Source organism: Herbiconiux ginsengi (genome assembly GCF_900107435.1).
Lineage (GTDB): Bacteria > Actinomycetota > Actinomycetes > Actinomycetales > Microbacteriaceae > Herbiconiux > Herbiconiux ginsengi.
Genome location: NZ_FNPZ01000001.1, coordinates 1,323,070 through 1,348,681 on the forward strand (window position 1 = coordinate 1,323,070; position 25,612 = coordinate 1,348,681).

The following is a 25,612-nucleotide window of genomic DNA, read 5'->3' on the forward strand; positions in this document are numbered from 1 at the left end:
ATCTCGCCTCCTGGTTTGTGTCATTGCGACTTTAAGGGTTATAGTCGAAACAACCTTTAGGGCGGCACGACCAGGAAGACCACCCATGACCGATCTCACGAACCGCGACGCGATGATCTCGCTCGCCGTCTCGACGGTCATCTTCGCCCTCCGCCCCGACCGGCCCACCGAGTTGCCGTCGCTCTGGCTGCCGCTGGTGCGGCGCATCCGCCCGCCCTGTGAAGGGCAGTGGGCGCTCCCGGGCGGGCCGCTCCGGGCCGACGAAGACCTCGAGTCGGCCGCCGCCCGCACCCTCGCGGCCACCACGGCGCTCGCACCGAGCTACCTCGAACAGCTCTATGCGTTCGGCACCCTCGACCGCTCGCCGGGGGAGGCGCGCCTCGCCGCCGAACGCGGCCAGAACGAGCGGGTCGTCTCGATCGTCTACTGGGCGCTGGTGAACTCGGATGAGGTCACCCAGTCGGCCGGCAGCAGCGCGAGCGAGAACGTGGCCTGGTTCTCGGTCGACGACCTGCCCGATCTCGCCTTCGACCACGACGTCATCATCGAGTACGCGCTCTGGCGGCTGCGCAACAAGGTCGAATACAGCCGCATCGCGCACGCGTTCCTCGGCGACACCTTCACCCTGGCCGAACTGCGCGAGGTGCACGAAGCGGTGCTCGGGCGCTCGCTCGACCCGGCGAACTTCCGGCGCCAGCTCGAGTCGTCGAACACCATCGTGCCCACCGGCAAGCGCGTGACGGGCACGAGCTACCGCCCCCCGAAGCTCTATCGCTACAACCAGGCGATCGACCCGCTCGACCGCGGGCCGCTCTCGCCTGGGAACGCCCCCTCCAGAAAGCCGAACTCATGAACGCACCCGCTCCCGCGACGATGTCGGTCGACACCGAGATCCAGCTGATCGTGGCCGGCGACCCCGCTGTCACCGCGTCGACCTGTACGCCTGAGCTCGCGGAGGGGCCGTGGGTCTTCGACCTGCAGCCGGCTCCGTCCTACGGGCCCGGCGCCTCGATGGCCGACCCGATCCCCGCCGAGGCTCCGCGCCAGGGCCAGCTGCCCGAGGAGTACAAGACGGCGTCGAAGGCCGAACTGGATGCGCGCATCCGGGCCGCCAAACAGACGCTCGGCGACCGCGTGGTGGTGCTCGGCCACTTCTACCAGCGTGACGAGGTGGTGCAGTACGCCGACTTCGTGGGCGACTCGTTCCAGCTCGCCAACGCTGCCCTCACGGTGCCGCAGGCCGAGGCGATCGTGTTCTGCGGCGTGCACTTCATGGCCGAGACGGCCGACATCCTCGCCCGCCCGGGGCAGTCGGTCATCCTGCCGAACCTCGCGGCCGGCTGTTCGATGGCCGACATGGCCGACATCGACTCGGTCGAGGAGGCCTGGGCGCAGCTCGGCGAGATCTACGGAACGGAGCCGGATGCGTCGGGCCGGGTTCCGATCATCCCGGTCACCTACATGAACTCCTCGGCCGACCTCAAGGGCTTCTGCGGCCGCAACGGCGGCATCGTGTGCACCTCCTCGAACGCCGCCACGGTGCTCGAGTGGGCTTTCGAGCGCGGGCAGCGGGTGCTCTTCTTCCCCGACCAGCACCTCGGCCGCAACACGGCGAAGGCCATGGGCGTTCCCCTCGAGCGGATGCCGATGTGGAACCCGCGCAAGCCGCTCGGCGGAAATGACGAGGCCGGCCTGCTCGACGCGCAGGTCATCCTGTGGCACGGCTTCTGCTCGGTGCACAAGCGTTTCACGGTGGCCCAGGTCGAGAAGGCCCGGGCAGAGCACCCCGATGTGCGCGTGATCGTGCACCCCGAGTGCCCGATGCCCGTGGTCGACGCGGCCGACGCGGCCGGCTCCACCGACTTCATCGTGAAGGCCATCCAGGCGGCTCCGGCCGGCTCGACCTTCGCCATCGGCACCGAGATCAACCTCGTGCAGCGGCTCGCCAACGAGTACCCGCAGCACACCATCTTCTGCCTCGACGACGTGATCTGCCCCTGCTCGACGATGTACCGCATCCACCCCGGCTACCTGGCCTGGGTGCTCGAGGAGTTCGTGGCGGGCCGGGTCGTGAACCAGATCACGGTGGGCGACGACGTGGCGGTTCCCGCCCGCGTCGCCCTCGAGCGGATGCTCGCGGCCCGGCCATGAGCGAGCGTTTCGCCGAGTCGCCACAACACGCCGCAACGAAGGCCGGCATTCCGTCGGAATCTGGCGATTCGGTGACATCGGATGCGGCGGAGCGGCGGATGCGCGTCGTGATCGTGGGCAGCGGGGTCGCCGGGCTCGTGACCGCGCTCGCGCTCGGCGACCGGCACGACGTGACGATCGTGACGAAGTCGACCATCGACGAGAGCAACACCCGTTACGCCCAGGGCGGCATCGCGGCGGCGGTCATGCCGGGCGACACCGTCGACTCGCACGTCGCCGACACCCTCGTGGCAGGCGCCGGGCTCAGCGACCCGGCGGCCGTGCAGGTGCTCTGCGCGGAGGGGCCCGCGCGCATCCGCGATCTCATCCGCTGGGGCGTCGACTTCGACCGACAGCACGACGACCCCGCGGCCGACTTCGATGCCGGGCTCGAGGGCGCGCATTCGTTCCACCGCATCCTGCACGCCGGCGGCGATGCCACGGGCTACGAGGTCGAATGGGCGCTCGTGCGGGCTGTGCGCGCCTCCGCCACCCGGGTGCTCGAGCAGACCTTCGTGGCCGATCTGGTGGTGACCGACGGATGCGCCACCGGGCTCACCGTGCTGCGCGACGGCATCGCCGAGACGCTGACCGCCGACGCGGTGGTGCTGGCGAGCGGCGGTATCGGGCAGCTCTACCCGCACACGACGAACCCGTCGGTGACGACGGGTGACGGAGCGGCGGCGGCCCTGCGCGCCGGAGCAGTGCTGGCCGACGTGGAGTTCGTGCAGTTCCACCCGACCGCGCTCGCCGTGAGCGGATCGTTCCTCGTGTCGGAGGCCGTGCGCGGCGACGGCGCCGTGCTGCGGAACGCGTCGGGGGAGCGGTTCATGGTGGGCGAGCATCCGCTGGCCGAACTGGCGCCGCGCGACGTCGTGGCCCGGGCGATCGCCTCGGAGATGGCCCGCACCGGGAAGCCCGTGGTGCTCGACGCCACGGCCATCGGGGCTGCGGAGCTCGAGCGGCGGTTTCCCACCATCTCGGCCGCGGCCCGGGAGCACGGTTTCGACTGGGCGCACGAACCGGTTCCGGTGGCGCCCGCCGCGCACTACTGGATGGGCGGCGTGGCGACCGATCTCGACGGCCGCACCTCGATCCCCGGGCTCTTCGCGGTGGGAGAGGTGTCGTGCACCGGGGTGCACGGCGCGAACCGGCTGGCGTCGAACTCGCTGCTCGAGTCGCTCGTGTTCGCGCACCGCGCGGCGGCGGCGATCCGTTCCGATGCGGCCGCGCCGTCCGGCGCCCCGCGCCTGTGGTCGGGCCTGCCGAACACGGTCCCGCTCGAGCGTCTCGCGCGTGCCGGCGTGCCGGCCGGTGCCGAATCGCCAGAATCCGACGGAATGCCGGCCACCGTTACGGCGTTTCTTGGCGATTCGGTGACCACGGTGGCGACCGAGGCAGGCGACGCATCCGCTCGCGTGACCCGCGAGCCGAGCCGTGCGGAACTGCACACGCTGATGTGGCGAGACGCCGGCGTGCATCGCGACGCCGCCGGTCTCCGCGAGGCGCGCGACACCCTCGCCGGCTGGGATCTGCCCGTCGCGGCGGATGCCTCGATCCAGCGGCGCGAGACGGCGAACCTGCTGCAGCTGGCGCGGGCGATCGTCGCCGCCGCCCTCGCGCGCGAAGAGTCGCGGGGGGCGCATTTCCGTGCCGATCACCCCGACGCGGAGCCGCCGTTCGCCCACCACATCACGGTGCAGGCGCCCCTCCACGCCACATCCGCGGGGCGCGATGCCGCGCCCGCGCCCGCTCCATCGAGTGCGTCCGTCACCCCGGCGCCCGCATCCGTCGCTCCCGCACCCGCTCGGGCACGCGCATCCGTCGCGCCCGCCGCGAACCCCACAGAGAAGGTCACCGTCTAGTGCTCACCGCTCAGATCATCGACGACGTCGTCACGCGCGCGCTCGCCGAGGACGCGCCGTGGGGTGACATCACCTCCGAGCTGCTGATTCCCGGCGATGCCGTGGTCGAGGCCACGCTCGACGCCCGCGAGCCCGGCGTGTTCAGTGGTGCCGCCGTCTTCGCAGCGACGATGACGGCGGTCGATCCGCGCATCGTCACCACCTTCCACCTCGCCGACGGGTCGCCGTTCGAGGCCGGGGCGGTGCTCGCCACCGTCTCCGGACCGGCTCGCGGCGTGCTCCGCGGCGAGCGGGTGGCCCTCAATCTGGTGCAGCGGATGAGCGGCATCGCCACCCTCACCGCCGAGTACGTGGGGCTGGTCGCGCACACGAAGGCGCGCATCGTCGACACCCGCAAGACCACGCCCGGACTCCGCGCCCTCGAGCGCGAAGCCGTGCGCGACGGCGGCGGGCACAACCACCGCTACTCGCTCTCCGATGCCGTGATGGCGAAGGACAACCACCTCGCCGTGCTCGCGGCCCAGCACGGCGGCGACGTCACGGCGGCCCTGCTCTCGGTGCGCGAACGGATGTCGCACACCATGCACCTCGAAGTGGAGGTCGACCGGCTCGAGCAGATCGACGCCGTGCTCGCGGCAGGCGTCGACACGATCATGCTCGACAACTTCGGCCTCGCCGACCTCCGCGCGGGTGTCGCCCAGGTCGCCGGCCGCGCGCTCGTGGAGGCGAGCGGCGGGGTGAACCTCGGCACGGTGGCGGCGATCGCCGAGACCGGCGTCGACATCATCTCGGTGGGCGCCCTCACGCACAGTGTGCGCGCCCTCGACCTCGGCCTCGACGTGGGTTTCGTGCCGTGATCCCCGCGCTGGCGCCCCTCGCGCCCGTCACTCTCACGCCCGTGCCGGTGGCGGCCGCTCGCGCCCGCGCGGCCTCCACTCGTCCGCACGGTTTGGCGGGAATGGGGGCGGCGGGTGGTGCGAAAGCGCGCGGATCAGTGGCGGCCGCGCGGCGCATCCGTGGTGCGCGACCATGATCTACCTCGACGCCGCGGCCACCACACCCGTCAAGCGCGAGGTGCTCGAGGCGATGTGGCCATTCCTCACGGGCGATTTCGGCAACCCGTCGAGCCACCACGGCGTGGGCGAATCCGCGTCGCGGGCGCTCGCCGCGGCCCGCCGCGTCCTTGCCGAGTGGCTGGGCTGCCGCCCCGCCGAGGTCGTGTTCACCTCGGGTGGAACCGAAGCCGACAACCTCGCCGTCAAGGGCATCGCCCTCGGAAACCCCCGCGGGCGGCATGTCGTACTCAGTGCCATCGAGCATCCGGCGGTCGTCGAATCGGTCGACTACCTGCGACGCGTGCACGGTTTCGAGGTGAGCGTCGTGCCGGTCGACATCGACGGACGCGTCGACCCGGATGCGTTCGCCGGGGCCCTGCGACCCGACACCACGCTGGCCACCGTGATGTACGCGAACAACGAAATCGGCACCGTGCAGCCGGTCGCGCGGCTCGCCGAGCTGGCGCACGCCTCCGGAGTGCCGTTCCACACCGACGCCGTGCAGGCGGCGGGTTGGCTCGACACCCGGCTCGACACGCTCGGCGTCGACGCTCTCAGCCTCTCGGGGCACAAACTCGGTGCGCCCAAGGGCATCGGCGTGCTGGCGGTGCGGCAGCGACTGCCGCTCGAACCCGTGGTGCACGGCGGGGGCCAGGAACGCGGCCACCGCTCCGGCACCGAGAACGTGGCGTTCGCGGTGGGTCTCGCGGCAGCGGTGCGGCTGGCCCCGCCTTTGGAGGTGGCGGCGGCTGCGGCGCGCACCACGGCGTTGCGCGACGAGTTCATCGGCGCGGTGCTGGCCACCGTTCCCGGTGCACGGCTGACGGGGCATCCGTCGTCGCGGCTGCCGTCGGTGGCGTCGTTCTGCTTTCCGGGCACGAGTGGTGAGGCGGTGCTGTTGCAGCTCGAGGAGCGCGGCGTGATCGTCTCGAGCGGATCGGCCTGCGCCGCCGGCAGCGACGACCCCTCGCCCGTGCTGCTGGCCATCGGCCTGTCACCGCAGGTGGCCCAGACGGCGGTGCGCTTCACGCTGACGCCCGACACCACCGCCGAGGAGCTGCGGGCGGCGGTGGATGCCCTCCGCGCCTCGGTCGCGGAGGTCGCCGCCCTCGGCTGACGGCACGCGCCCGCCCTCGCGCCTCCCAACGCTCATCCGCACGTTCTTGCGGTATCCGGGCGCGCGATAGCGCCAAAACGCGCGGATCAGCGTGCCTGCATCGTTGCCGCCGGGGGAAGGGTGGATGAACGGGCGGTGACCTCGGGCGACGGATGGGGCCGCGCGGCCTAGCATCGGACCATGTCCGACCCGAGCACGCAGATCGACGTGCTCGCGGCCCGGCGAGCGCTCGACGCGGTGACGCATTCGGTCGTGGCCCGCGCATCCTTCGTCGCCGCGTACGACGGGCCGGGGGAGGCCGTGGGCGTGCTGCGGCAGTTCCTCGCGCGGGTGGAGGATCCCGCCGGACGCGAGGCCGATCGTCTCCGCAGGGAGAACCTGGAGCGCGCGGCCTTCGCTCGCGCCGATTCGCCCCGGGAGGCGAAGCGGGCCGAGCAGGCGCTCGCCGTCTTCCGCGCCGAGGATCAGGTGCGCACGGCTCAGCTCACCGGACTGGTGAAAGCACTCGCAGCCCTCACCCGGGCCGATCACGGCCCGTCGCGCTGACGTCTCCGGCCCCACGGGGCAGACAAGTCCAACCCTGGTGCTCACCGCGCGCTCATGGGGGCGCCGCCAGGATTGGCGATCTCCGCCATGCGCTGGGTCAAGTCGAGCTCCGCGGGCGGCCGCGGCCACATCCCGGCACGTGGCGGCGACCCTCGTTGAGTTCCGCTCCCGCCTCGTGCGCTGGGTGAAGACGGCCGCCGCCGCCGCGGCCGCATCCCGAGACGGGGCCGCGACCCTCGTTGCGCTCCGCATCCGCACCAGGCCGTCGGCCCCGGGCGCCCGTCAGGCGGTGAGCCAGACCGCCTCGGGGGCGTCGACCTCGACCACGGGGGCCGCCGCGGCGCCCGCGTCGAGCAACTCGAGCCGCCGTGCCGCGCCGCCTGTGCCGGCCGCTCGGCCACCCGCCGCGCCCGCGCCCGCGCCTCCGCCCACGGCCCCACCACCAGCTGTGCCCGCGCCACCCGCCCCGCCGTCGGCAGCGTCCCGCACCCGCACCCGCGTCCCCGGAAACACCCCGCCCTCGGCGAGGCGCCGCAGCAACGACGGGTCACGGTCGTTGATGCGCACGATCCGTCCCTCGTGCCCGACCGAGGCATCCGCCAGCAGCACGGCCTCGAACACCGGCACCACGCCGGCGGCCGACGGGATCGGGTCGCCGTGTGGATCCTGCCGCGGCCGCCCCAGCCGCTCGTCGATCGCATCCAGCAGCCGCTCGCTGATCGAGTGCTCGAGCACCTCGGCCTCGTCGTGCACCTCGTCCCACTCGTAGCCCATCTCGCGCACGAGCCAGCTCTCGATCAAGCGGTGCCGGCGCACCACACCCATGGCGCGCATCCGCCCCTCCGCGGTGAGCGTGAGCGGGCCGTACGGAACGTGCGTGATGAGCCCGCCCGCCGCGAGCTTCTTCACCATCTCGGTCACCGACGACGGCGCCACGCCCAGCCGCCCGGCCAGCACCGACGGACTGATCGGATCGGGCTGCCACTCGGTGTGCGCGTAGATGGTCTTGAGGTAGTTCTCGGCAGCGACGTCCTGCCCGGCCACGAAGCGCGAGGCCGGCCCGGGGGAATCGGATGCGGAGGTCGTCATGATCGCTCCAGCCTAGGACGTGGGGGTGGACCGCTCCTCGCGCGGAAGCAGCATCCCGCTCGATCCCATCGCGCGGGTGACCTCGATCGCGATCACCACGCGCTCCGGATTCTCACGCGGCTGCCGGTAGCGCACGGCGTAGCGAGCCACCGCATCCGCCACCGACGACGGGTCGTCGAGGATGCGCGCGGTGCCGCTCAGGGTCAGCCAGCGTGCCCCGTCGAGCTGGCTCACGCTCGCGCGGCCGTCGCGTTGCACGTTGCGCACCTTCTGGCTCGGCCCGTTCGTGATGATGCGCACGGTCGTGCCGTCGAAGGTGAAGCCCACCGGCACGACGTGCGGCGAGCCGTCGGCGAGCAGCGTCGACAAGGTCGCGAGATGGCGGTCGCGCACGAACTCCGCGCCCTCGGCGCTCAGGAGACTCATGCCCGAATTATCGCAGCCCGCGGATGCGGGTCGTGGCGGCCTGTGCTAATTTTTAGGCATGCCTAAAAATGCGACGGAGCACCGGGTCGGCCACACGACCCCCGGGCCGAAGCCGCTCGACCTGCCCGGCGCCCGTCCGCGCTGGTGGCACAGCATCGCGATGTTCGGGCCCGCGTTCGTGGCCTCCATCGCCTACGTCGACCCCGGCAACGTCGCCGCCAACCTCACCTCGGGTGCGCAATACGGCTATCTGCTGGTCTGGGTGCTCGTGCTGGCCAACGCGATGGCCGTGCTGATCCAGTTCCAGTCGGCCAAGCTCGGCATCGTCACCGGCAAGACGCTGCCCGAGCACGTCGGCGCCCGTACACGCCCGTGGGGCCGTCGCGCCTATTGGCTGCAGGCCGAGATCGTGGCCGCCGCCACCGACATCGCCGAGGTGCTGGGCGGTGCCATCGCGCTCAACCTGCTCTTCGGCGTGCCGCTCGTGATGGGCGGGCTGATCGTCGGGGTCGTCTCGATGGCGTTGCTGCTCGTGCAGAACGCCCGGCGGCAGCGCACCTTCGAGTACATGATCATCGGCCTCCTCGCCGTGATCGCCTTCGGCTTCCTCGCCGGTGTGTTCGTGTCGAACGTCGACTGGTTCGCGGCGGCCGACGGCCTGGTGCCGCGCTTCGAGGGAGCGCCCACCGTGCTGCTCGCCGCGAGCATGCTCGGCGCCACCGTCATGCCGCACGCGATCTACCTGCACTCCGCACTCGCCCGCGACCGCCACCACGTCGAGTTCGCGGCCCTGGCCGAGAAGAGCGACTTCACGGGCGAGTCGGTGCGGCCCCCGCGAGCGGATGCGGCGGCGCGAGCGGATGCGCAAGCGGGCGCCCGCGAGACCACGCGCGTGGTCGCCGACCCGGCTCCCACGCACGGCGCCTCCCGCGAACGTCTCCGCCGCCTGCTCCGCGTCACCCGAGGCGACGTCGTGGTGGCCCTCGTGCTCGCGGGGGCGGTCAACATCGCCATGCTGCTCCTGGCCGCCTCGAGCCTCCGCGGGGTCGACGGCACCGACACGATCCCCGGTGCCTATGCCGCCATCCAGGGCGCGCTGGGCCCCGCGATCGCGACGATCTTCGCGGTCGGGCTCCTCGCATCCGGTCTCGCGTCGACCTCTGTCGGCGCCTACGCGGGCTCGGTGATCATGAAGGGGCTGCTCCGCATCCGCATCCCCATCGTGGTGCGTCGCGTGGTGACGCTGATTCCCGCGCTGATCGTGCTCGGCGTCGGCATCGACCCCACGTGGGCGCTGGTGCTCAGCCAGGTGCTCCTGAGCATCGGCATCCCGTTCGCCCTGATCCCCCTCATCCGCCTCACCGGTGACCGTGCGCTGATGGGCGAGTTCGCCGACCGGATGCCCGTGCGCGTCGTCGCCTGGACCGTCGTGGCCCTCATCGTCTGCCTCAATGTGGTGCTGATCTTCCTCACGGTGACGGGTGCGGGCGTCGCGGCGTGACCGGAGTGGTTCCGCACTCCGCTCGACAGCCGTAGCGTAGGAAGGTCAGTCGTTCCGACCGAAGGGCACGTCATGGTCTCCACCGGCTTCAGCTGGTTCGGCATTCTCGTCGTCATCCTCGTCTATGCCGTCCCGGCCGCGATCATCCTGTTCGCGCTGTACTGGGTCATCCGCTCCGCCGTGGGCAGCGCCTTGCGCCGCCACGAGCTCTGGCTGGAGGAGAGGCGCCGCGTCCCGCCCGCCGGCTCCGCGGGTGGGGCGGGTGCGCTCGACCAGCCCTAGCCGTGGCTCTCGAGGCGCGCGAACGCGATTTCGGGAGGAGGAGAGCGCGAGCGACCCCGTATTCGGCCCCGGTTCGCTTCTCCTCCTCCCGAAACGCATCGCGGTGTCGGTGGGCGGGGGCGGGCCGGCGCCCGGCCCGCCCGCCCGAGCCCTCGTCAGGGTTCCGTGAGGATCCCCCACCGTCCCGCGCGCCCGACACCATCCGTTCACCGTCCGGACGTATCGTCTGCATCCATGCCCCTCATCGACAACGCGGTCTACGTGACCGGACACCGCATCGACGACCCGAAGAGCCTCGACGAGACCTACGAGCTCATGGATCGCCTGCACGGCATGGCCTGGATCGGGCTCTACCGCCCCGACGCCGACGAGATCCATTCGATCGAGACCGAGTTCGGCCTGCATCACCTCGCCGTCGAAGACGCCCTCACCGGTCACCAGCGCGCGAAGCTCGAGCGCTACGGCGACACGCTCTTCGTGGTGCTGCGACCCGCCCGCTACCTCGATGCAGCCGAGGAGGTGGAGTTCGGCGAGGTGCACGTGTTCATCGGGCCCGGATTCGTGGTGACCGTGCGGCACGCCGAGTCACCGAACCTCGGCGCCGTGCGGCACCGTCTCGAAGCGAACCCCGAGCTCCTCGCGCTCGGACCCGAAGCCGTGCTCTACGCGATCGTCGACGAGGTGGTCGACGAGTACGGACCCGTGGTGGCCGGGCTGCAGAACGACATCGACGAGATCGAGAAGCAGCTCTTCGGCGGCGACCCCGATGTGTCGCGCCGCATCTACGACCTGCTCGGCGAGGTGATGGAGTTCCAGCGGGCCGCGCATCCGCTCGCCGGCATGCTCGAGGCGCTGCTGCGCGGGGCCGAGAAGTACCAGGTCGACCTCGAGGTGCAGCGGGGCCTGCGCGACGTGCTCGATCACGTGCTGGCCGTGGTGGGGCAGGCGGATGCCTTCCGCGCGACCCTGCAGAACGCCCTGACCGTGCACTCCACTCTCACCACGCAGCGGCAGAACGACGAGATGCGGCGCATCTCCGAGGCGAACCTGACCCTCGCGGAAGACACCCGCAAGCTCTCCGAGGCCAGCATCCAGCAGGGCGACGAGGTGAAGAAGATCTCGGCGTGGGCCGCGATCCTCTTCGCCCCGAGTCTCATCGCCGCCATCTACGGCATGAACTTCGACCACATGCCGGAGCTGCACTGGGTGTGGGGTTACCCGGCGGCGCTCGCCGCGATGGTGGTGATGGCCGTGGTGCTCTACAAGGTCTTCAAGCGCAACCGCTGGCTGTAGGCTCGCCGACCTCCGGGAGCACCCCCTCACCGGGTCGCGCGAAGTCACTCCTTGCGAGCACTCGGCACCGACTTCGAGCGACCTCGTGGGAGATAGCCTGGGGGCGTGACGGATCCGAGCGGCGACGCGCCAGCCAACCCGAGCGCCGAGCTGAGCGCCGGCGGGGTCGGTCCGTGGATCGGCGAGCTGCCCGACGAGCCTCGTTACGACCCCGAGCTGCTCGCGCGCGGCGACACCCGCAACGTGATCGACCGCTACCGCTACTGGCGCATGGACGCGATCGTCGCCGATCTCGACGAGCACCGGCATCCGTTCCACGTGGCCATCGAGAACTGGCAGCACGACCTCAACATCGGCTCGATCGTGCGCAGCGCCAACGCCTTCGCGGCCGACACGGTGCACATCATCGGCCGGAAGCGCTGGAACAAGCGCGGCGCGATGGTGACCGACCGCTACCAGCACGTGTCGAACCATCCGGATGTCGCGTCGTTCGTCGCGTTCGCGCAGGCGGAGGGTCTGCCCATCATCGCGATCGACAACGTGCCCGGCAGCGTCATCATCGAGACGTTCGCGTTCCCGTCGCGCTGCGTGCTGCTCTTCGGGCAGGAGGGCCCTGGCCTGTCACGCGAGGCCCTCGCGGCGGCGGATGCGGTGGTCGAGATCTCGCAGTTCGGCTCCACCCGCTCGATCAACGCGTCGGCGGCGGCAGCGGTCGCGATGCACGCCTGGGTCACCCAGCACGTCGCCTTCTAGACCGAACCGACGGGGCGCGCGGCGGACGGGCGTTCGACGATCGGCGGTCGTGTCCCGCTACGATTCCGCTATGGATGCGACCGACCTCGGGGGCTGGCAGGCGTTCGCGTCAGCCACCGCCGGTTCTGCGGGCGCACTCGCGGGCTTGATCATCGTGGCGGTGTCGGTCAACGTGAAACAGATTCTCGCGGGTTCGGCACTGCCGGCCCGCGCCGGCTCCACCATCGCCGCCATCGCCGTCGTACTGGTGTCGTCGTTCGCCATGCTGATCCCGGGGCAGACCCTCGACAAGCTGGGCGTCGAGGTGCTGGCCTTCGCCGTCGTGGCCCTCGGCTTTCAGGTGGACGCGGCGGTCCGGATGCTGCGCAGCCACGACGGCCCCAGCCTGAGCCGCACCATCCCCACCATCGTTCTCCACATCGGCCAGCTCGCGGGTGTGCTGGTGGGAGGCGTGCTGCTGATCTCCGGCAACCCCGACGGGCTCTTCCACGTGGCCGCGGGCTTCATCGCGATCTTCATCGTGTCGATCCTGAACGCCTGGGTCTTGATGGTCGAGATCCTCCGCTAGTTCCCTGCCGAGGCGCCGTGCCAGGGCGGGTCACCGGCCTACTCGACCCGGAGCAGCGCGCGGAGACGATCGGTCTCGGCCTCCGCCAGGCCGCCCGCGCGCAGGTAGCCCGCGGCATCGCCGTGCTGGGCGGCGATCCAGTCGAGCGCCGCCTCGATCGCGCCTGCCGGCGATTTCGTGGCGAGGGTCTCGAGGCGTGGCACGAGGGGAATGCCCAGGCTGGTGATCAGCTTCGCCAGCTCCCGTCCGAGGCCGTCAGCGAGGTTGGCTTCGGTGAGCACGTAGTCGGCCACGATCGCCTCGCGGTCGGCGCCCGCGACGTCGAGCAGCAACGCGGCGGCGAGACCGGTGCGGTCCTTTCCGGCCGTGCAGTGGAAGAGCACGCCCGGCCGGTCGGTGTCGGCGGCGCTTCCTCTGGCACGTCGATCCGCAGACCGACGCGCGAACCGACCATCTCCTCGATCTCGTCGTCGACGCGCTGCGTCCTCGACGGTCCTAACCCGCGGTGGCGGTCGGCGACTCCTCCGGCTCCAGGTCGGCCGGGATGCGCGCCCGCGGTCGCCAGGCGAGCGTCGCCACCAGCACACCCGCCACCACCACCGCGCCGCCCAGGAGATCGCCCGCGGTCGGCACCTCGCCGAGGATCAGCCACGCGCTGATGAACCCGGCCACCGGCACCAGCATCGAGAACGGAGCCACCCGACTCGACGGGTTGCGCTTCATCAGCGTCACCCAGATGCCCGATCCGACGATCGTGCCGAGCACCACCGTGTAGAGCAGGCCGAGCACGGCGGGCAGCGCCTCGAGCGTGAAAGTGGTCGACACCGACGACCAGATGCGTTCCGGCCCCTCGATCAGCAGCGAGAGCCCGATCATCGGGATGGGCGGCACCACCGACATCCACAGCGTCAGTCCCAGCGGACTCACCGGGTTCGCCTGCCGGCTGCACACGTTGCCGAAGGCCCAGCCGAGCGCGCCGCAGAGGGTGAGGATCACGGGCAGCAACGCCGACACCCCGGCGCGCTCCGCCGCGATGATGCCGAGCCCTGCGACGGCGACGAGGATGCCCACACCCTGCACGAGCGTCAGCCGCTCCCGCAGCCACACGGCCGCGATCACCACGGTGAACGGTGCGGATGCCTGCAGCACGAGCGACGCGAGCCCCGGCGGCATCCCCGTGGCCATTCCCGCGTAGAGGAACGCGAACTGCAGGATGCCGAAGCCCAGCCCGTAGCCGAGCAGCCAGCGCACCTTCACACCGGGCCATTTCACGAACAACGCGGTCGGGATGGCCAGCACGAGAAAGCGCAGCCCGACCAGGAAGAACGGCGGATAGTGCTCGAGCGAGAAGTGGATGGCGACGAAGTTCACGCCCCAGAGCAGCGCGACGAGTCCGGCCAGTAGTCGATCGCGGAGGGGCATGCCCTCAGCCTCGCGCGCACGCCCCCACCCCACAAGCAACGCTTGCTTCATCCACGATGTGGCTGCTCTTCAGCCCGGCCCGCGCCCCGATCGCGCGACGCGGCTACCGCCCGTGCTTGGCGAGGATGGTGTCGAGGTCGATGCGCTTGAGCGTGCCGGCCCAGTCGAAGCTGCGCGCCGTGGCGATCGCGGCGTCTTCGGCGAGCACCTTGCCGTTGCGCTCGATGGTCACGCCGGCCGGGGCCGCGTCGTTCAGGATGCGCAGGATCTCGTCGTTCACCGCCTCCGCGTCGAAGTCGGCGCCGTAGCGGGCGTAGACATCTGCATTGACGGTGTAGTTCAGGATGGTGATTTCAGTGTGGGTCACCCCTCCATCTTCGCCCAGATGTCTCAGGTGGGATAGCGGTCGGCGCGTCGCCATCGACTCACCGCACCCAGATGCGCCGCCTAGACTCCTCGGGTGAGTTCTGCATCGGTGTCGCCCCCGCCCGCCCGCGTCTCGGCACGCCGCGCGAGCAGGAGGACGCTCGTGCTGGCGGTCGTGCTCGATGTCGCCCTCATCGCGGTCTTCGTGCTGATCGGTCGGCGGAGCCACGACGAGGACTCGGCGCTCATCGGCTTCCTCACCACGCTCTGGCCGTTCCTCGCCGGCGCAGCCATCGGGTGGGTGGCGTCGCTCGCGTGGCGGGCTCCGTTGCGTCTCGCGCCCACCGGCGTCGTGGTCTGGGCGGCCGCCGTGGTGGGAGGGATGCTCCTGCGCATCCTCTCGGGCCAGGGCGTGCAGTGGAGCTTCGTGATCGTCACGGCCGTGGTGCTCGGCGTCTTCCTCGTCGGCTGGCGGGCCATCGCCCTGTTGGTGCGTCGCCTCCGTCGGCGGTAGCTCCGGCGCGCACACGGTCGGCGCACAGCCGCGCGTTCCTATGATGAGGCATGCGACCAAGACTCTGGGCCGCGGCCTCGGGAGTGGTGGCCGCGGGAACCGTGCTCGCCACCGCCGAGCTGATCGCGCTGTTCGCGGGCTCGGAGTCGAGCCCCCTGTTCGCCGTCGGTTCGCTCGTGATCGACCTCGCGCCGCCCGGCGTGAAAGACACCGTCATCCAACTCTTCGGCACCGGCGACAAGGCCGTGCTGCTCATCCTGCTCGGTGTCGTGGTGCTGGTGCTCGCCGGCCTCGTGGGCATTCTCGAGCTCCGTCGGCCGCCCTTCGGCACCGCGCTGCTCGTGGTGGTGTCGGGCGTGGCCGTTCTCGCGGTCTCCACCCGGTCGGGCGCCGGCGCGTTCTCGGCCGTGCCGACCGTCATCGGCATGATCGTGGGCGTGCTGGTGCTGCGGATGCTCGTCGGCCGGTTGCGGCGCTGGCAGACCTCCGAGCAGGCCGACACCCCGCTCCGCGCACAGGCCGGCGTCGATCGGCGCGCCTTCCTCGTGCGCGGGGGCATCTCCGCCGTCGCCGCTCTCGTGGTGGGCAGCGTGGCGCGCACCATGAACGCGGCCGCCACCGCCGTGAGCACGGCGCGCGAGGCCATCCTGCTGCCGCCCCCGACGACTCCCGCGCCCGCCATCCCGGCCGGCGCCGAACTCGGCCTCGACGGCCTCGCCCCCTACCTGACGCCCAACGACAGCTTCTACCGCATCGACACCGCGCTGCAGGTGCCGCAGGTCGAGGCGGCGAGCTGGAGCGTCAAGGTCACCGGAATGGTGGAGCAGGAGATCGAGCTCAGCTGGGACGAACTGCTCGCCCTCCCGCTCGAAGAGCACGCCGTCACCCTCGCCTGCGTCTCGAACGAGGTGGGCGGCGAGTTGATCGGCAACGCCGTGTGGCTGGGCTACCCGATCCGCGAGCTGCTCGCCCGGGCCAAGCCCACCGCCGGCGCCGACATGGTGCTCTCCCGGAGCACCGACGGGTTCACGGCCGGCACCCCGCTCGAAGCGCTGCAAGACGCCGACCGGGTCGGCATCCTCGCCGTCGGCATGAACGGCGAGCCGCTCCCCGTGGAGCACGGCTACCCGGTTCGGATGGTGGTGGCCGGCCTCTACGGCTACGTGTCGGCCACCAAATGGGTGGTCGAGTTGAACGTCACGCGCTTCGCCGACGCGGAGGGCTACTGGACCCCGCGCGGCTGGTCGGCTCTCGGCCCGATCAAGACCGAGTCGCGGATCGACGTTCCGCGAGGCGGCGCATCCGTCTCCGCCGGCACGGTGCCCGTGGCCGGGGTCGCCTGGGCCCAGCACACCGGCATCGAGAAGGTCGAGGTGCGGATCGACGACGGCGACTGGGCCGAGGCCCGGCTCGCCGACACCGCCGGAATCGACACCTGGGTGCAGTGGGTCTACGAGTGGCAGGCGCAGCCCGGCTCGCACACCGTCGCGGTGCGGGCCACCGACCGGTCCGGATACACCCAGACCTCCGACGAGGCGCCTCCGGCACCCGACGGGGCGACCGGTTGGGACAGCGTGAGTGTGAGCGTGAGCTGAGCTTAACCCCCCGATCGGGGAGGGATTCCCTAGAGTAGTCAACGAGGTGGGGTTGTGAGGGAAGTCGATCAGGGTGCGGTGGCGAGTCGCCGTCGACCCGGTTTCGCCGGCGCCCCGCGGCTGCCCCGGCAGCTGGTCGACCGGCCGCGACTGGTGCGGAGACTCGACACCGACGCACCGCTCACGATCGTGCGCGGGGTCGGCGGAGCGGGCAAGACCGTTCTGATGGCCGAGTGGGCGCGCACGCGATCCGCTGCCGATCGTCCGGGCCAATGGGTGTCGCTGCGTCGCCAGCCCTCCACCCGGCTCTCCTTCTGGCGCGACGTGGTCGATGCCACCATCGACTCGGGCATCGAGACCGGCGACTCGCCGCTCGCGAACCTCGTGGCCTCCCTCGGGAGGTCCGACGACCCCCGCGCCACTCTCGTACGGGCCTTCGCGCGACTGCCCGAGGGCATCCACCTGATCATCGACAACTACGAGCGCGTCGACGACGAGGACGTGCACCTCGACCTGCTCGATGTGCTCGAGCACTGCCACGAGGTGCGCGTGACCCTTGCCACCCGGTCGATGGCGGGGCTGGATGCCGCGTTGCTGTCGCTGCGGGTCGACACCGAGATCGTGGGGCCCGAAGCCCTGCGCTTCGACGATCAGGAGGTCGCGGAGCTGTTCCGGCGGGCCGGAGCCGTCGCCTCGCCCGAGGTGGTGGCGGCGGTGCAGGGCGCCACCGACGGACTCGCGCTCCCGGTGCGCGCGGCGGCCAGCACGTTCGTGAGCGAGGGCCGCATGCTCGAGCCGCACGACATCCGCGTTCCGGATGCCGTGGTCTCCTACATCGCCGACACCGTGACGTACTTCGCGCCCGACGAACGGGTGCGCACCTTTCTGCTGAGGATCTCGGTTCCCGAGGGCGTGAGTGTCGCCCTCGCCCGAGACCTGACCGGCGAGGAGCACGCCGAGGACTTCTTGAACCAGGCGGAGTCCAACGGTCTCGGACTCTGGTCGGGCCAAGGCGAGGGGCTGGTCTTCCGGTTCTCGGGCGTCGTGCGCTCGGCGCTCTACGGAGAACTCGTGGCGCACCTGCCCGAGCAGGTGCCGGTGCTGCGCCGCCGCTACGCGGCCTGGGCGCGCTCGCACGGGCTCGCCTTCGTGGCTCTGTCGAACGCGGTCGAGGCGGGCGACCTCGAGTTCGCGTCGCGGATCACCCTGGAGTCGTGGGCTCAGCTGCTCGAGATGCACCTCGTCGAGGTCGTCGGGGTGCTTCAGGTCATTCCGTTGCGCACCATCCGGCACTATCCCCTGCTCGCCATGGTGCTCGGGCTCGGCTACGACGCGCTCGGCGACAACCGCATGCGTGCCATCGAGCTCTTCACCCTCGCGATCGCGGCGTCGCGGGTGCGCGCGGGCAAGACCGATCGCGCGGAGCGCTTCGTGCTGGTGGCCGGTGAAAGCGCCGCCTATCGCCTGAGCGGGCGGTTCGAGCAGGCGGGCAAGTCGGGCGAGAACGCGCTGCAGATCTTCGAAGAGCTCGCGCCCGCCGATCGCGACGACCTCGAGCGCAACGCCCATCATCTGCTCGCGCACGCCGGCATCTCCCTGCTCTACGCCGGGCGACCGGATCGCGCACTCGAGGCTTTCCGCGCCGCCTACAGTGCGAGCACGCAGGTGCCGGAGCTGCGTGCCCGGTTGCAGCCGTTGTCGCTGATCGCAGGCACGCTCGCCCTGAGCGGCGAGATGGTGGAGGCGCGCGAACCGATCGCGCGACTCAACCGGATGACCTGGCCGGAAGGATGGAGCGAGGGCAATCCGGGCGCCCTCTATCGCCTGGCGCAGGGCTTCGGGGCCCTCGAGCGGTTCCACCCGGTCGGGGCGCAGGCGCACGTCGACGCCCTCGAGCGCTACCTGCCGGCAAGCGAGCACCGCGGCGCCTTCCTCCTGCTGCAAGCGCTCATCGACATCGCGACGCATCGGCACCGGGCGGGCAGTGTCGAGCTGCAGGTGGCGCTCGAGCGCGGAACGGGCAACGAGATCCCGCGGGTGATCGGAGAGTGGCTCTCGGCGCTGCTCGCCGTCGAGTACGTGGCCTCCGGCCGGCCGGCGCGAGCGGATGCGGTGCTCGCGCACCAGCCCGCCGACGCTCCCGCCGTCATCCTCGTGCGCGCTCTGACGGCGTTACTCGGGGACGATCCGGCCGAGGCCCTGCGCCTGCTGAACGGGGTGCGGCAGCGCGGCTGGATGAGTCGGCACATCGAGGTGGCGCACGGTCTCGTGCGAGCCGCGGCGCTGCTCCGGCTCGGCAACCATGATCTCGCCGCCGACATCACCGACGAGACCGTCGCGCTGATGCTCGACCGCGACCTGCGCTTCGAGATCGTGTTCATCCCCGACGTCGACCGCGAGGCGCTGGCCCGGAACGCCTCGGCGCACGGGCTGACCTCGAGCGTCACCTTCTTCGACTCGGTCGCCGGCCAGCGCTCGTTCCTGCCCTCGGTGCTCGCGCGCACGCGGCTGACCGACCGGGAGGCCACGGTGCTGCACCAGCTCGTCGAGACCGGCAGCACCGCCGAGATCGCGGCGGCGCTGTTCGTGTCGACCAACACCGTGAAGAGTCAGTTGCGGAGTCTCTACCGCAAGCTCGGCGTCGCCTCTCGCGATGAGGCTCTCGTCGCTGCTGCCGAGCGAGGGCTCCTCGAGGGCTGAGGCCTCAGCCCTCGAGGAGGTCAGCCGATGAGGGAGGGGCGGAGGTCCCGGAGGGTGCGGTGACGCGTCATCCGGCGAGCCCCGAGGAACGAGATCAGCAGGGCGCCGAGCAGCCAGCACAGCAGGGCGGTGGCGTCGGCCGCGGCGAGGTCGAGGTTGCCGCCGTACATCAGCTGCCGGATGCCGTCGACCGCGTGACTCATCGGCAGGATGTTGTGCAGCACCTGCAGCGGCCCGGGCAGCGTCTGCCACGGGAAGGTGCCGCCCGCGGTCACGAGTTGCAGCACCATCAGCACCAATCCGAGGAACTGCCCCACGCTGCCGAGCAAGATGTTCAGCGCGAGGATGATCGTGGCGAAGGTCGCCGAGGTGAGCACCATGAAGCCGAACATGCCCCAGCCGTGCTCCACCTGGTAGCCGAGGGCGAGCGTGATGATGCCGAACACGGCGGTCATCTGCAGCGCGCCGAGGATGGCGGGGGTCAGCCAGCCGGCGGTGGTGACGGCGAGGGGCTTCTTCAGCGCCGTGAGGGCGCGGCGGGAGAGCGGCTTCACGATGAGGAAGAGGGCGTAGATGCCGATCCACGCGGCGAGGCTGATGAAGAACGGAGCCATTCCGGCGCCGTAGTTGCTCGCCTTGGTGACCGCGCTGGTGTCGAGGGAGACCGGGTCGGAGATGGTCTGCGCGGCGGCCTCACGCTGGTCGGCGGTCTGGTCGGGCACGTCGGCGAGACCGGATTCGAGACCGTCGCGGAGGGTGTCCGCTCCGCCGTTCAATTCGTTCAGGCCGTTGGAGAGGTCGAGTGAGCCCTGAGCGATCTGCGTGATGCCGGCGGAGAGTTCAGATGCCCCGGATGCCGCGCTCGCGATGCCGTTCGAGAGCGTGGGTGCACTGTCGGCCAGCTGCTGGGTGCCCGCTGCGACCGCGGCACTACCGGCAGCCAGCTCGCCGATCTTCGCGTTCGCATCCTGCACCTGGGCATTGCCGTCGTCGATCTTGGTGCCGACCTGGTCGAGCTGCGCCAGGATGGCGGCCTTCTGCTCGGGCGTGAGATCGGTCTGATCGAGCAGTGCGACGATGTCGGCGCGTGCCTGGGGAACCTGGTTCACCGCATCCTGAACCGCGGATGCGACCTGGGTCGCCTTCGTCGACAGTTCGGCGTTGCCCGCGGCCACCTGCTGGGCGCCGTCGTTGAGGGCGGCTGCCTGGGCGGGCAGGTCGGCGGAGCCCGCCTGCAGTTGCTGCAGGCCGTCGTTCAGCTGCAGCGCGCCGATGTTGGCCGATCCGGAGCCCTGGGCGAGCGTCAACGCCCCGTGGGCGGCAGTGGTGCTGCCGTCGGCGAGTTTCGTGGCGCCGTCGACGGCCTCCCCCAGGTTGGTGCGCACGGTCGCGAAGCCGTTGAGCAGGGTGAGCGCAGCCTCCTTGCCCACGCGTTCGGTGATGCTCGCCCGCACCTTCTCGGCCACCTGGCCCGCGATGGTGGTGGCGAGGAAGCTGTTGGTGTCGTTGGTGGTGAGTTTCACGACGGCCTGCTCGGGCGCGTTGCCGCTGGCCGAGGTGAGCGCGCTCGAGAAGTCGGGGCCGAGGGTGAGGATGAAGTCGAACTTCCCGTCGCGCACACCCTGTTCCGCGTCGGCGGCGGATGTCACGTGCCAGCCCACCGAGGCGTCTTTCAGCAGTTGGTCGCGCACCTCGTCGCCGTAGTTCACGGCCTTGCCGTCAAGGGTGGCGCCGGTGTCTTCGACCACGAGTGCGACCGGCACGTCTTTGAGGTTTCCGTAGGGGTCGTTGTTGGCCCAGAGGTAGAGGCCCGCGTAGAGCACGGGCACGAGCATCAGCGCCACGAGGGCGAGCCGCGCCATGGAGGAGGCGGTGAGGCGCTTGAGCTCCGAGGCGACGAGGTGGACGATCTTCACGCGGTGGGCTCCGATTCGGGGTGCGTGGTGGGTGCGGTGGGCGTGGACGCCGGGGCTGCGGCGGGCGCGGATTCAGCGGTGGCGGGCGCCGGGGCTGCGGCGTGCGCGGGGGTGGATGCGGTCGGAGCCGATGACGCGACGGATGCCTGCGGTGTGGCGGGGGCGGAGGTCGACGCGGCGGGTTCCGCTTCGGCGAGGGGTTCCGGCTCGGGCAAGCGCGCCGGCTCGGGCAGCAGCGGGCCGACGATCTCGGCGGAGGCCTCGCCGCAGACGACGAGCACCGCGAAGTCGCGCGCCGCGAGGTCGGTGGCGACAGCCAGCCATTCGCGGGGATCGCCGCCGTGCCGGTCAGGGCTCGTGATCACCAGACCCTGCACGCCGCGCCGGAACGCGGCCAGTTCGGTCAGCACCCGCACGCGCACGCCGGCGGGCACGTCGCCCATCCGCACACCGGCGTAGCGGCTGCCGCCCGCCTGGTCGATCACCTCGGTCACCGTCTGGCGTGAGGTGGAGCGTCCGGCGTACATCAGCTCCTCGCGCACCACCCAGCGCAGCAGCAGGTCGGCGGCCGGCTCGCTCACCTCAGGGGCGTCGACGAGGGCGATCCGCTCGCGCACGAGCGCGGCATCCGCGACGCCGTCGAGAGTCACGGCTCCCGCGTCGGGCACCATGCGTCCGCTGGCGACGAGCGAGAGCACCGTCGGGTGGTCGCCGGTCTCGGCCACCGCGACGGTGACCCGGCCGGTCTCGAAGACGAGCGAGGTCTCAGGCAGCGGGATGCCGTCGGTGCCCTTGCTGACGGTGTCGGCGACGATCCTCATGCGGTGCGGCCCTTCGATGACGAGGCGGATGCGGTGCGGGTGGCCGCGGTGGTGGCGGCGGTGTGAGCTGCGGCGTCGCGTCTGCGTGCGACGGGCGCGGAGGTCGCCGCGGTGCGGCCGACGGGGGGAGCGGGAGCGCGTGTGGCGGGCGCCGTCGCGGTGGCCGGAGCCGACGGGGACGCGAGCTGCGGCGTCGCGTCGAGCAGGGCGTTCGCCTCGCGCCACGACAGTCCCGCGACAGACAGGCCCATCGTCATCACCAGACGGCGCCCGGCCGCCTCTGACAGGTCGGTGCGCACCGCCTCGTCGAGCACCGCGATCGCGGCGTCTTCGACGAGCCGCGCAAGCGACTCGACCGGCACGTCAGAGCGGAACCAGCCCGCCTCGACCCCGTCGCGAGCCGCGCGGCGAACGGATGCCCGCACCGGCGCCAGCGCCTCGGCCACCGTCTTCTCGAGCGGCCCGTGCAGCGCGAGCTGAGCGAGCACGCGCACCTGCTGCACTTCGCCCCACATGGCGGAGCCGATCAGGGCGAGATGGATGCGCGGATCGGCGTCGTGCACGCCGGCCAGCGCCGCCGAGATGCGGGCGCCGCCGCGCGTGAGCAGCTCGGCGAGCAGCTCGTCGCGGGAGGCGAAGTGACCGTAGAGGGCGCGGCGCGAGAGGCCGGCCTCGGAAGCCACGGCATCGAGCGACGCCTCGGGATCGAGCCGGAAGACGATGGCGGCCGCAGCGACGATCGCCTCGCGGTTCTCCGCGGCGTCTTTTCGTGGCGCACGCACTGCGACGCGTGGTGAGCTGGGAAGGGTGGACACGCCCTTACTGTACTAACTTGCACACCATTGTGCAAGTTAGCCGACGCATCCTTCGCCGCGGGGGCCACTGTCTGCTGAAAACGCAAACGTGGTGGCGATCGCGCCTGTATGGAGGGCGGTTGACGCGACGTTTGCGCTTTCGAACCGGAACAGGGCCAAGGCGCTAAAGCCCCACGGTGTCGAGACGGCGGATGCGCTCGAACAGGTCCACATCACCCACCTGGCCGCCCTTCAGCAGCAGCTCGAGCCCGTCGATCGCCGCATCGGGCGTGTGCGCGGTGCAGAGCACGATGTTGCCCTCGGGGTTCGCCGCGATCGACAGCGACTCGACGCCCAGCAGGCGGGTCACGCGACTCGACGTGTCGCCGCCGCAGACGATCACGCGCCCTGCCGCTCCGGCTCGGGCGGCGCCGTCGACGACGGCCGCCGCGGCCTCTGCGAGGGCGACGAGCACCGGGCGCGCGCCCAGAGTCGTCAGGTCGGCGTCGTCGGAGGTGAGCGCGACGCTCGTTCCGCCACGCAGGGAGGAGACCACCGATGCGATGAACTCGGCGTCGGGTCTGAGCGGCAATGGCTGCACGGTCCAGCCCGCCGCGGCCGCCGCATCCGCCTGGCCCCGCGTGCGCGCCGAGCGGCTTCCCGACACCGCGAGCACCGCCCCTCGTGAAGGAGTCGCGCGGGGCAGCGGGTGCCCCGTGCGGTGCGCAGCCCGGGCGATGCCGAGGCTGAGACCCCCCGAACCGATCGCGAACACCGGCCGCTGCAGGCCGGCCACCGCTGAGCCGACGAGGTCGACGTGCCCCTCGTCCACGGCGTCGAGCACGACCGCAGCCGCCGGTGAGCCGGCGATCTCCGCCCCGAGGGCCGCCGCGTCGCGATACGCGGTGTAGGGCACCGAGCCGATCGGCAGTGCGGTCTGCGCCGAGAGGTGGCGCGCCAGATCCGACTCCGTCATCGGGGTCGACGGATGCGCCGACATCGTCGGCTGTCGATCGAGCCGGTGCACCGTGCCGCCCTCGGCCGCGAAGTGGTGGCCGAACACCGTGTAGCGCCCGAAGTCGGGCTGCGCGAACAGCAGCGGCACGGTGCGGGTGCCCACGACCTCCCGCCCGATCTCGATCACGCGGCCGAGGCTGCCGATCGAGGGCGAGGAGTCGGCCGTGGAGCAGGCCTTGTATTGGATGACCGCTGCACCCGTGCCCACGAGAGCCGTGAGCGCGGGTCGCACCTCGGCCTCGATCTCGGCGGTGGGCAGCGACCGCGCGATGCCCGCGATGCCGATGACGTCAGCGTCGCGGGCAGCGCGCGCGAGCGCGGCCGGCGTCGGCACGCCGACCAGCAGCCGACCTCTCCAGCCACCCCGGGCGAACTGCAGCAGTGCGTCGACGCTGCCGGTGAAGTCGTCGCCGTAGAACGCGGCCGTGGGCCGCGTGGCCGGCGATTCAGGCGCGGCTCCGGGCCGCAAGGCCGGTGCGGCTGTGGCGTCGGGCCCCACGAAGGCCCCCGTCGCGGCAGGGTCAGACACGAACCGGCCCGAACACCTCGGTGGCGCGGCGCAGCGCCGGCGAGCGCTCCAGGGCGAGGGCGGCGCTCTCGCCCGATTCGGCCGACGCCCAGGCTTCGCGCATGCTGGCCACGCCCGCGGCCGCGCCATCGGGATGCCCGTGGATGCCGCCGCCGGCGAGCACGAGCAGATCGGTGGTGCCGACCGCGGCGTAGGTCGCGTGGGCGAGTCCGCCCCACTGGCCCGACGACAGCACGGGAACAGTGGGGCTGAGCCCGAGCAGCGGCTCGCGCACGGCGGCGATCGCGGCGAGCACCTCGGCATCCGACTCGTAGAACTTGTTGCTGATGCCGTTGGTGTGCAGGTGGTCGGCGCCGGAGAGCCGAGCGATCTTCTGCCAGGCGCCGAAGGCGATGCCCACCTGATCCGAGCGGCTGATCGCGCCGAACATCGTGCGGTGTCCATGGATGGGCAGCGACGAACGCGACCGGAGGTACTCCAGCCCCGCGAGGCCGACGAGGTTGATGCACGCCATCACGCAGGTGCCGCCGGCGGCGGCCACCAGGTCGTGGTTGGCCTCCAGCCGCCCGATGTCGTCGGTGATGTTGAAGGCGTACATCGGCTTCACACCCGTGCGGTCGGCATGGCGCTCGAGCACGGGCATCACCGCGCGTACTCGCTCGGCCAGCGGCGCCGTCGGCCCGTTGCCCTGCAGCTCGTCGTCTTTGATGAAGTCGACTCCGGCGCCGACGAGCTCGGTCACGACCTCCGCGAGCTCCGAGGGAGAGAGCCCGATGCTGGGCTTCACGATGGTGCCGATCATCGCGCCGGTCTCGCGGCCCATCAAGCGGCGGGTACCGGCCACCCCGAACGCCGGCCCGGGGTAGCGCGAAGCGAAGGCCGGTGGCAGCTCGAGATCGAGCAGTTTGATCGCGGCCAGCTCTTTGATCTCGAACAGGTTGCCCGCAACGGCGGCCAGCAGGTTCGGCAGCGACGGCCCGAAGTTGTCGAGCGGGAACCGCAGGCGCAGCACGGCCCGGAGTCGCTCGGCCGGATCGCCGACGGTGCCGGGCAGCGCGGACGACCCCGTGAGCGGCACTTCCTCGAGCGAGACGATCTGTGCGGCGAACCGCGCTCTCAGGTCGGCGGACTCGCGGGCGACGCGCACGAAGGTGCCGGTGGACTGCTCCCCGGCGAGCACCTCGGCGGCCCGTTCGAGGGGCAGAGAGGTCTCGATGTGGTAAGTCGCGACGACGTCGTCAGTGCTCATCGTG

At 71.4% G+C, this 25,612-nt stretch carries 24 protein-coding genes; 14 read left to right on the forward strand and 10 right to left on the reverse strand.

The annotated features are described in order from the left end of the window. Positions 1–85 precede the first annotated feature (85 nt). The 6 genes from BLW00_RS06365 (at position 86) to BLW00_RS06390 (ending at position 6,773) form a co-directional block, all read left to right on the forward strand. Positions 86–853: an NUDIX hydrolase gene (locus BLW00_RS06365; protein ID WP_092550702.1), complete on the forward strand. Its 768-nt coding sequence runs from the start codon at positions 86–88 to the stop codon at positions 851–853. Then, a complete protein-coding gene (nadA, locus tag BLW00_RS06370; RefSeq protein ID WP_407650953.1) occupies positions 850–2,151 on the forward strand; it encodes a quinolinate synthase NadA in 1,302 nt (433 codons plus the stop codon). The genes BLW00_RS06365 and nadA overlap by 4 nt, the downstream gene beginning before the upstream one ends. A gap of 98 nt (positions 2,152–2,249) precedes the next feature. Then, positions 2,250–4,055, forward strand: a complete 1,806-nt coding sequence (gene nadB, locus BLW00_RS06375; protein WP_092552096.1) for an L-aspartate oxidase — start codon at positions 2,250–2,252, stop codon at positions 4,053–4,055. Then, positions 4,055–4,912 carry a carboxylating nicotinate-nucleotide diphosphorylase gene (gene nadC, locus BLW00_RS06380; RefSeq protein WP_092550705.1) on the forward strand — a complete coding sequence of 286 codons (858 nt, stop codon included), beginning with the start codon at positions 4,055–4,057 and terminating at the stop codon, positions 4,910–4,912. Before nadB ends, nadC begins: the two co-directional genes overlap by 1 nt. A 172-nt stretch (positions 4,913–5,084) precedes the next feature. Next, complete coding sequence (locus BLW00_RS06385; RefSeq protein WP_092550708.1) at positions 5,085–6,227, forward strand: cysteine desulfurase family protein; 1,143 nt, start codon at positions 5,085–5,087, stop codon at positions 6,225–6,227. Between the two features lie 180 nt (positions 6,228–6,407). Beyond that, the gene (locus BLW00_RS06390; protein WP_092550711.1) at positions 6,408–6,773 is read left to right on the forward strand and encodes a hypothetical protein; all 366 of its coding nucleotides are present in this window, start codon (positions 6,408–6,410) and stop codon (positions 6,771–6,773) included. A gap of 282 nt (positions 6,774–7,055) precedes the next feature. Here the strand turns inward: BLW00_RS06390 and BLW00_RS06395 are convergent, their stop codons facing one another. Both BLW00_RS06395 and BLW00_RS06400 read right to left on the reverse strand, forming a co-directional pair. Continuing rightward, positions 7,056–7,862, reverse strand: a complete 807-nt coding sequence (locus BLW00_RS06395; RefSeq protein ID WP_092550714.1) for a metal-dependent transcriptional regulator — start codon at positions 7,860–7,862, stop codon at positions 7,056–7,058. Positions 7,863–7,874: 12 nt separating this feature from the next. Continuing rightward, the gene (locus BLW00_RS06400) at positions 7,875–8,288 is read right to left on the reverse strand and encodes a PPOX class F420-dependent oxidoreductase (RefSeq protein WP_092550717.1); all 414 of its coding nucleotides are present in this window, start codon (positions 8,286–8,288) and stop codon (positions 7,875–7,877) included. A 160-nt stretch (positions 8,289–8,448) separates the two neighbouring features. Between BLW00_RS06400 and BLW00_RS06405 the strand changes: the two genes are divergently transcribed. The 5 genes from BLW00_RS06405 (at position 8,449) to BLW00_RS06425 (ending at position 12,685) form a co-directional block, all read left to right on the forward strand. Next, a complete protein-coding gene (locus tag BLW00_RS06405; RefSeq protein ID WP_092552099.1) occupies positions 8,449–9,789 on the forward strand; it encodes an Nramp family divalent metal transporter in 1,341 nt (446 codons plus the stop codon). Positions 9,790–9,861: 72 nt separating this feature from the next. Beyond that, on the forward strand, positions 9,862–10,071 hold the full coding sequence (locus BLW00_RS06410) for a hypothetical protein (RefSeq protein WP_092550720.1): 210 nt from the start codon (positions 9,862–9,864) through the stop codon (positions 10,069–10,071). A gap of 234 nt (positions 10,072–10,305) precedes the next feature. Continuing rightward, a complete protein-coding gene (locus BLW00_RS06415; protein WP_092550723.1) occupies positions 10,306–11,364 on the forward strand; it encodes a magnesium and cobalt transport protein CorA in 1,059 nt (352 codons plus the stop codon). A 105-nt stretch (positions 11,365–11,469) separates the two neighbouring features. Continuing rightward, entirely contained in the window at positions 11,470–12,117 is a 648-nt protein-coding gene (locus BLW00_RS06420; RefSeq protein ID WP_092550726.1) for a TrmH family RNA methyltransferase, read from the forward strand. A gap of 70 nt (positions 12,118–12,187) precedes the next feature. After that, complete coding sequence (locus tag BLW00_RS06425; protein WP_092550729.1) at positions 12,188–12,685, forward strand: hypothetical protein; 498 nt, start codon at positions 12,188–12,190, stop codon at positions 12,683–12,685. 38 nt (positions 12,686–12,723) lie between these two features. Here the strand turns inward: BLW00_RS06425 and BLW00_RS24210 are convergent, their stop codons facing one another. The 3 genes from BLW00_RS24210 to BLW00_RS06440 form a co-directional block, all read right to left on the reverse strand. Continuing rightward, entirely contained in the window at positions 12,724–13,272 is a 549-nt protein-coding gene (locus tag BLW00_RS24210) for a tyrosine-protein phosphatase (RefSeq protein ID WP_281242384.1), read from the reverse strand. Further along, positions 13,181–14,107 (reverse strand): EamA family transporter, encoded by a 927-nt coding sequence (locus BLW00_RS06435; protein WP_092550735.1) that lies wholly within the window; start codon positions 14,105–14,107, stop codon positions 13,181–13,183. Before BLW00_RS06435 ends, BLW00_RS24210 begins: the two co-directional genes overlap by 92 nt. 103 nt (positions 14,108–14,210) lie before the next feature. After that, the gene (locus tag BLW00_RS06440) at positions 14,211–14,474 is read right to left on the reverse strand and encodes a hypothetical protein (RefSeq protein WP_092550738.1); all 264 of its coding nucleotides are present in this window, start codon (positions 14,472–14,474) and stop codon (positions 14,211–14,213) included. Positions 14,475–14,567: 93 nt separating this feature from the next. On the opposite strand from BLW00_RS06440, the gene BLW00_RS06445 reads away from it, so the two are divergent. Genes BLW00_RS06445 through BLW00_RS06455 form a run of 3 tightly spaced genes read left to right on the forward strand, consistent with a single transcriptional unit; the run spans position 14,568 to position 19,282 of the window. Continuing rightward, positions 14,568–14,987, forward strand: coding sequence for a DUF3054 domain-containing protein (locus BLW00_RS06445; protein ID WP_245741329.1), 420 nt, complete (start codon positions 14,568–14,570; stop codon positions 14,985–14,987). 50 nt (positions 14,988–15,037) lie between these two features. Further along, on the forward strand, positions 15,038–16,582 hold the full coding sequence (locus BLW00_RS06450) for a molybdopterin-dependent oxidoreductase (RefSeq protein WP_092550740.1): 1,545 nt from the start codon (positions 15,038–15,040) through the stop codon (positions 16,580–16,582). Between the two features lie 54 nt (positions 16,583–16,636). Then, the gene (locus BLW00_RS06455) at positions 16,637–19,282 is read left to right on the forward strand and encodes a LuxR C-terminal-related transcriptional regulator (protein ID WP_139256648.1); all 2,646 of its coding nucleotides are present in this window, start codon (positions 16,637–16,639) and stop codon (positions 19,280–19,282) included. 20 nt (positions 19,283–19,302) lie between these two features. Here the strand turns inward: BLW00_RS06455 and BLW00_RS06460 are convergent, their stop codons facing one another. The 5 genes from BLW00_RS06460 to BLW00_RS06480 form a co-directional block, all read right to left on the reverse strand. Next, positions 19,303–21,198 carry a YhgE/Pip domain-containing protein gene (locus tag BLW00_RS06460; RefSeq protein WP_092550746.1) on the reverse strand — a complete coding sequence of 632 codons (1,896 nt, stop codon included), beginning with the start codon at positions 21,196–21,198 and terminating at the stop codon, positions 19,303–19,305. After that, on the reverse strand, positions 21,195–22,019 hold the full coding sequence (locus tag BLW00_RS22870) for a hypothetical protein (RefSeq protein WP_139256649.1): 825 nt from the start codon (positions 22,017–22,019) through the stop codon (positions 21,195–21,197). Before BLW00_RS22870 ends, BLW00_RS06460 begins: the two co-directional genes overlap by 4 nt. Beyond that, positions 22,016–22,834: a TetR/AcrR family transcriptional regulator gene (locus BLW00_RS06470; protein WP_092550749.1), complete on the reverse strand. Its 819-nt coding sequence runs from the start codon at positions 22,832–22,834 to the stop codon at positions 22,016–22,018. The genes BLW00_RS22870 and BLW00_RS06470 overlap by 4 nt, the downstream gene beginning before the upstream one ends. A 163-nt stretch (positions 22,835–22,997) precedes the next feature. Further along, entirely contained in the window at positions 22,998–24,359 is a 1,362-nt protein-coding gene (locus BLW00_RS06475) for a four-carbon acid sugar kinase family protein (RefSeq protein ID WP_245741331.1), read from the reverse strand. After that, positions 24,352–25,608: a RuBisCO large subunit C-terminal-like domain-containing protein gene (locus BLW00_RS06480; RefSeq protein WP_092550753.1), complete on the reverse strand. Its 1,257-nt coding sequence runs from the start codon at positions 25,606–25,608 to the stop codon at positions 24,352–24,354. Before BLW00_RS06480 ends, BLW00_RS06475 begins: the two co-directional genes overlap by 8 nt. Between the last annotated feature and the right edge of the window lie 4 nt (positions 25,609–25,612).